Raw genomic sequence first — 4,850 nt, 5'->3', positions numbered from 1 at the left:
CGCTCCCCCAGGTGATAGAGCAACTGGTCTGTTGCCGCCTCGCTGCCGCCCGACACCGCCCACAGATCGCGGAGATCACTGGCGCCGAGATTGCTCACGCCCCAGTGCCGGATCTTCCCCGCTTGCTGCAGGTCCTGGAAACCGGCCACTGCCTCCGCCAGTGACGCCCCACCGCGCCAGTGCAGCAGATAGAGATCGATGCGGTCGGTCGCCAGCCGCTGCAGGCTGTGCTCGCAGGCGGCGGCCATACCGGAGCGGGAGGCGTTGTGCGGGAAGACCTTGCTGACCAGGAACACCTCGTCGCGACGGCCGGTGATCGCCTTCCCGACCACCCGCTCGGCGCCGCCGTCGCCGTACATCTCCGCGGTGTCGATGAGGGTCAGCCCCTGGTCGAACCCCGACTGCAGCGCGGCCACCTCGGTCCGGTGATCGCTGCTGCGCTCGCCCATGTGCCAGGTGCCCTGGCCCAGTGCGGGCACCTGCTCGCCATCGGGAAGGTCGACGTATCGCATGGTCACCTCGGTACAGACCGGCTGCGCAAAACCGGCAGTAGAGTTGCCCCTATCCGTGCGACGGTAGAGGCTGCGGAAATTTGAGAGGCATTCAGTGTAACCCCCGGAGGCCGCACTTCAGGGCGAGTCTTCGTGCGGCACTTCGAGCAGGCGCTCGCTGCGCCATACCCGCACGATGCGCACGTGCATCGCATCACGACGGTAGACGATCCGAAACGGCCGTCGGATCAGCTCGCGCAGGGAGGGCTGCTCGAACTCCGGGACGATCCGACCCATGTCGGGATGATCGGCCAACACCTCGATGCTCGCCACGATCTCGCCGAGTAGGCGCTCGCCCACGCCGGGCTCGCCCTGTTTGGCGTACCAGGCCCGAATTGCTTCCAGATCGGTGAGCGCGGATTCGGCGAATCGGATAGCGACCTTCGGCATGCGGCTACTTCAAGCCGAGCCGTGCCTTGGCGTCTGCGAGGGAGAGCTCCCGGCCGGCCTCGAGGTCGGCAAGACCGGCGACGACCGCCCGCATGAATGCCCGCTCTTCCTCGGCCGCCTCGTAGTCGGTCACCGACTGCACCACGGCCACACCGCGTCCGCGGCTGGTGAGCAGCACAGGACGATGTACGTCTGTCACATGCTTGATGACGCGGCCAGGGTTCACCTTCAGGTCGGTAAGCGGAATGACGTCCTCGGAGAACTTGGTGCTCATGCTTGGACCCCCGGACCCCATTAACAGTCCTGATGATAGCGCTTGTTGCCGGACCTCTCCAAGGAATGTGAGCACCGGGGGCTGGGCGTGACCACCTTATCGGCAGAGGGCAAGATGCCACTCCTACCCAGGCAACGGCAATCGCCCTGACCCTGCCATCGGGTCGTCCCGTCTCTGCTCAGTTGCGCTGGCGACCAGGCGAATAGATGCCATATCATCAATGCATCTACACATCGGTACCAAGCCATGCGCACCACTTTGGAGATCGACGACGACCTGCTCGCGGCAGCCCGCGAGATCGCCCGACGCGAGCGCAAGCCTTTGGGCAAAGGGATATCCCAACTCACCCGGCAAGCGCTGACCGGGGCCGGACAGTCTGCCGGCGCGGATTCCGGCATGCACGGTGCTGGCGGTTTCCGGCCGTTTCCGTCCCGCGGCACCCCGGTGACCAACGAGACCACCGACCGACTGCGCGATAACGAGGGCGTCTGATGCGGGCGCTACTGGACGTGAACGTCCTGATCGCTCTGCTGGACGGCGCCCAAGTTCACCACGGGATCGCCCATGCCTGGCTGGCGCGGGAAATCGACCACGGCTGAACCTCCTGCCCGCTCACGCAGAACGGCTGTATTCGCATCATGTCCCAGCCCGCCTATCCCGGCGCGCTGCGCGTTGGCGAGGTCGCGGAGCGCCTGCGCAAGGCGGCCGCCGGTTCGGCGCACACCTTCTGGCCGGACGACGTTAGCCTGCTCGCCACCGGCGCACTCCAGTGGGAGCATGTCCTTGGCCATCGCCAGATCACCGACGCCTATCTGCTGGCATTGGCTGTCTCTCACGGCGCCCGCTTCATCACCTTCGACCGGCGCATTGACCGCTGCGTGGTAGCGGGCGCGGGGGCGCAGCATCAGGTGACGCTGATTTGATGCAACCGCGCGGGGTTGTGTCGATTCCACCACCTTGTCCCGCTTTGGCGCTACCCAGAACCAAGTAGCTCCTCGATTGTCACGCCAATGTCTCGAGCGATTCTTCGTAGCAGCGTCGGCGAGATGTCCCGTCCTGCATGAAACGGTACAATTGTGCTGCGACCATCGACGTGGCGAAACTGTTTGTGTGAACCACGTTGCCTTATCTCGCTGAAGCCGTGCTGCTTCAGAAGCTCGACAACCTCGCGTGGTTTAAGTGCGGGAACAGACCCCACCTCTCAAGCGACCTGAACCTTGCGCACCCCCACGAATTCTGATTCCAGCTCCGGTTCGCCGTCCTCAAGGAGCATCGAGATTACTTCCTGAAGATTATCCTCAACCTCATCCATAGTTGAACCTTGGGTGTGGGCACCAGGCCATCCCGGCACGTAACCGACAAACAATCCAGTATCAGCATCTCGCTCAACCACAACATCGTATGTTTTCATGGTTTTAGCTTCCTATGCATCTGAGCGTGCCGAGTTAGGCTGATATTTCCTCAAAGAGTCTGTCGGTTGGCAGAGGTAGATGGCCTTCGATTCTCCCGCCAGCGGGAGGACGCTGCAACCCTTTCCACGGCCCCCCATGGACACGCGTGTGGCGATTGAGCGCCGAGCCGAAGCCATGGATGAAGGGCACCGCGCCGCCCCGGGCCTGCGGGCTCAACGGCTTCGCCCCGGTGCTCGACATCTCACTGGCACCGCTGGTATTGGCGCATCACGGCCAGAAGATCACGCTCGCCGTGGCGGTGCTGTGCTATCTCTTGGCTTGGCTCGTCGTCCGCAGCTGGCGCACGTCGGCATCGCCGGGTGCGGGGGGCCACGCCGCAACGTCCATCAGCTTATGACGGTACACTCGTGCCGGCCGTTTCCCATTCAAGGAGGTCGCGAAGCATGACCGAGGAAGCCGAACAGCTCGGCGAGGCGCTGGCGGCCGCGGTCGCCAACGGCGAACGCGAGCAACTGCGAACCCTGATCGAGGGCCTGCATCCGGCCGACCTGACCACGGCGCTGGACGGCCATGAACCGGAGGTGGCCTGGCGGACACTGGCGGAACTCTCCGCCGATGACCGGGCCGAGGCCTTCGGCTACCTGGACCCCGAACGCCAGATCGAGCTTGCCCAGCACCTGGACCGCCGCCAGCTGGCCCACGTATTCCGCTACATGCCCGCCGACGAACGGGTCGACCTGTTCCAGCGCCTGTCGCCGGAGCAGCAGGACGAGCTGCTGCCGAGCCTGGCCCAGGCCGAGCGCGACGACATACGTCGGCTGGCGAGTCACGAGGAAGGCACGGCCGGCGCCATCATGACCTCGGAATACGCCACGCTGGCGCCGGAACTGACCGCCACCGAGTCGATCGAACGGCTGCGCCGCGAGGCGCCCGACAAGGAGACCATCTACCAGGCCTACGTGGTCGATGCGCAACGGCGGCTGCTGGGTACCGTGTCGCTGCGTGACCTCATCGTGGCGCGCGGCAGTACGCGAGTCTCGGAGCTGATGACGACCGAGGTGATCGCGCTGCCCGCGAGTGCCGGCCGGGATGAGGCGGCAACCCTGATCAGCCGCTACGACCTGATTGCGCTGCCCATCGTCGACGAGCAGGAACGCCTGATCGGCATCGTCACCTACGACGACGCCATGGACGTGGCCGAGGCCGAGGCCACCGAGGACTTCGACCGCATCGGCGCGGTCAACACGCTCGACACCAGTGTCCGCGCCGCCGACATTCAACTGCTGTATCGCAAGCGCATCGTCTGGCTGGTGATCCTCGTGTTCGCCAACGCACTCTCGGGTACCGGCATCGCCGCCTTCGAGGAAACGATCACGGCGCATGTGGCGCTGGTGTTCTTCCTGCCGCTGCTGATCGCATCCAGTGGCAATGCCGGCGCCCAGGCCGCGACCCTGACCGTGCGCGCGCTCGCCACCGGCGACGTGCAGCTTTCCGACTGGGGCCGGATGCTGGCCCGCGAACTGTGTGTCGCTCTGCTACTTGGAATCACCATGGCATTCGCGGTCTCACTGCTGGGGTTCGTGCGCACGGGTCCCGAGATCGCGCTGGTGGCGGCACTCACCATGGTCAGTGTCGTCGTGCTCGGCAGCCTGCTCGGCATGTCCCTGCCGTTCGTGCTCGAGCGTTTCCGGCTCGATCCCGCGACCGCCAGCGCGCCGCTGGTCACCTCGCTCGCCGATATCTGCGGCGTGGTGATCTATTTCTGGATCGCCAGCCGCCTGCTGCCGGCGGTTGCCTGAACCGGATGCTGCACGGGGACACGAACAGCGGCACGAGGGGAACTCGCGATCCCGCGATCGTGCGGGTCGCCGTTCCCGGCGGCAGCAGATGTCTTATCCTCGAGCGCGTGTCGCATGACTGCTTGCAGTAGCACACGCACACACGTTGGCGGATCCATCGGTCGATCTCCAGCCCAAGGCGGAAAACCGCGCAGGAAGTGCGGATACGAATGTGGAGTTCTCAGGGTTGTGTCAGTGGCTTGTCCGTCCGGGGATCGTCGGCTTCAAAGGTCATTGGCCCAGCTGTTGCGACCCAGCTCAACAACACGCGACACCTCTGACGCGGGGACTGCCTCTGTGTCGCCGAGTTCCAGCGGGTCGTAATGAAAGACATAGAGCCGCGAGGCAAACTCGGCGATCGGCAGCGATGCTTCCCCGTACAACT

9 protein-coding genes are annotated in these 4,850 nt (G+C 65.0%); 4 read left to right on the top strand and 5 right to left on the bottom strand.

Annotated features, from left to right (window positions below):
• The 3 genes from QZT63_RS12905 to QZT63_RS12895 form a co-directional block, all read right to left on the bottom strand.
• Positions 1 to 512: aldo/keto reductase (locus tag QZT63_RS12905; RefSeq protein ID WP_290651791.1), on the bottom strand; the 512-nt coding region annotated here is incomplete at its 3' end.
• Positions 513 to 629: 117 nt separating this feature from the next.
• Complete coding sequence (locus QZT63_RS12900) at positions 630 to 941, bottom strand: type II toxin-antitoxin system RelE/ParE family toxin (RefSeq protein WP_290651790.1); 312 nt, start codon at positions 939 to 941, stop codon at positions 630 to 632.
• A gap of 4 nt (positions 942 to 945) precedes the next feature.
• Positions 946 to 1,215 carry a type II toxin-antitoxin system Phd/YefM family antitoxin gene (locus tag QZT63_RS12895; protein WP_290651788.1) on the bottom strand — a complete coding sequence of 90 codons (270 nt, stop codon included), beginning with the start codon at positions 1,213 to 1,215 and terminating at the stop codon, positions 946 to 948.
• A gap of 246 nt (positions 1,216 to 1,461) precedes the next feature.
• On the opposite strand from QZT63_RS12895, the gene QZT63_RS12890 reads away from it, so the two are divergent.
• Both QZT63_RS12890 and QZT63_RS12885 read left to right on the top strand, forming a co-directional pair.
• On the top strand, positions 1,462 to 1,707 hold the full coding sequence (locus QZT63_RS12890; protein WP_290651786.1) for a hypothetical protein: 246 nt from the start codon (positions 1,462 to 1,464) through the stop codon (positions 1,705 to 1,707).
• A 146-nt stretch (positions 1,708 to 1,853) separates the two neighbouring features.
• Positions 1,854 to 2,138: a PIN domain-containing protein gene (locus QZT63_RS12885; RefSeq protein WP_290651784.1), complete on the top strand. Its 285-nt coding sequence runs from the start codon at positions 1,854 to 1,856 to the stop codon at positions 2,136 to 2,138.
• A gap of 50 nt (positions 2,139 to 2,188) precedes the next feature.
• Here the strand turns inward: QZT63_RS12885 and QZT63_RS12880 are convergent, their stop codons facing one another.
• Positions 2,189 to 2,413 carry a type II toxin-antitoxin system HicA family toxin gene (locus QZT63_RS12880; RefSeq protein ID WP_290651782.1) on the bottom strand — a complete coding sequence of 75 codons (225 nt, stop codon included), beginning with the start codon at positions 2,411 to 2,413 and terminating at the stop codon, positions 2,189 to 2,191.
• 3 nt (positions 2,414 to 2,416) lie between these two features.
• On the bottom strand, positions 2,417 to 2,626 hold the full coding sequence (locus tag QZT63_RS12875; RefSeq protein WP_290651780.1) for a type II toxin-antitoxin system HicB family antitoxin: 210 nt from the start codon (positions 2,624 to 2,626) through the stop codon (positions 2,417 to 2,419).
• Positions 2,627 to 2,805: 179 nt separating this feature from the next.
• On the opposite strand from QZT63_RS12875, the gene QZT63_RS12870 reads away from it, so the two are divergent.
• Together QZT63_RS12870 and mgtE are read left to right on the top strand one after the other, a co-directional pair.
• A complete protein-coding gene (locus QZT63_RS12870; protein WP_290651778.1) occupies positions 2,806 to 3,024 on the top strand; it encodes a hypothetical protein in 219 nt (72 codons plus the stop codon).
• Positions 3,025 to 3,070: 46 nt separating this feature from the next.
• Positions 3,071 to 4,426, top strand: a complete 1,356-nt coding sequence (gene mgtE / locus QZT63_RS12865) for a magnesium transporter (RefSeq protein ID WP_290651776.1) — start codon at positions 3,071 to 3,073, stop codon at positions 4,424 to 4,426.
• Positions 4,427 to 4,850: the final 424 nt, after the last annotated feature.

This window comes from Aquisalimonas sp. (assembly GCF_007120195.1).
GTDB lineage: Bacteria > Pseudomonadota > Gammaproteobacteria > Nitrococcales > Aquisalimonadaceae > Aquisalimonas.
Note: the sequence above shows the minus strand (reverse complement) of the source record. Positions and strands in the feature narration are given on the sequence as shown.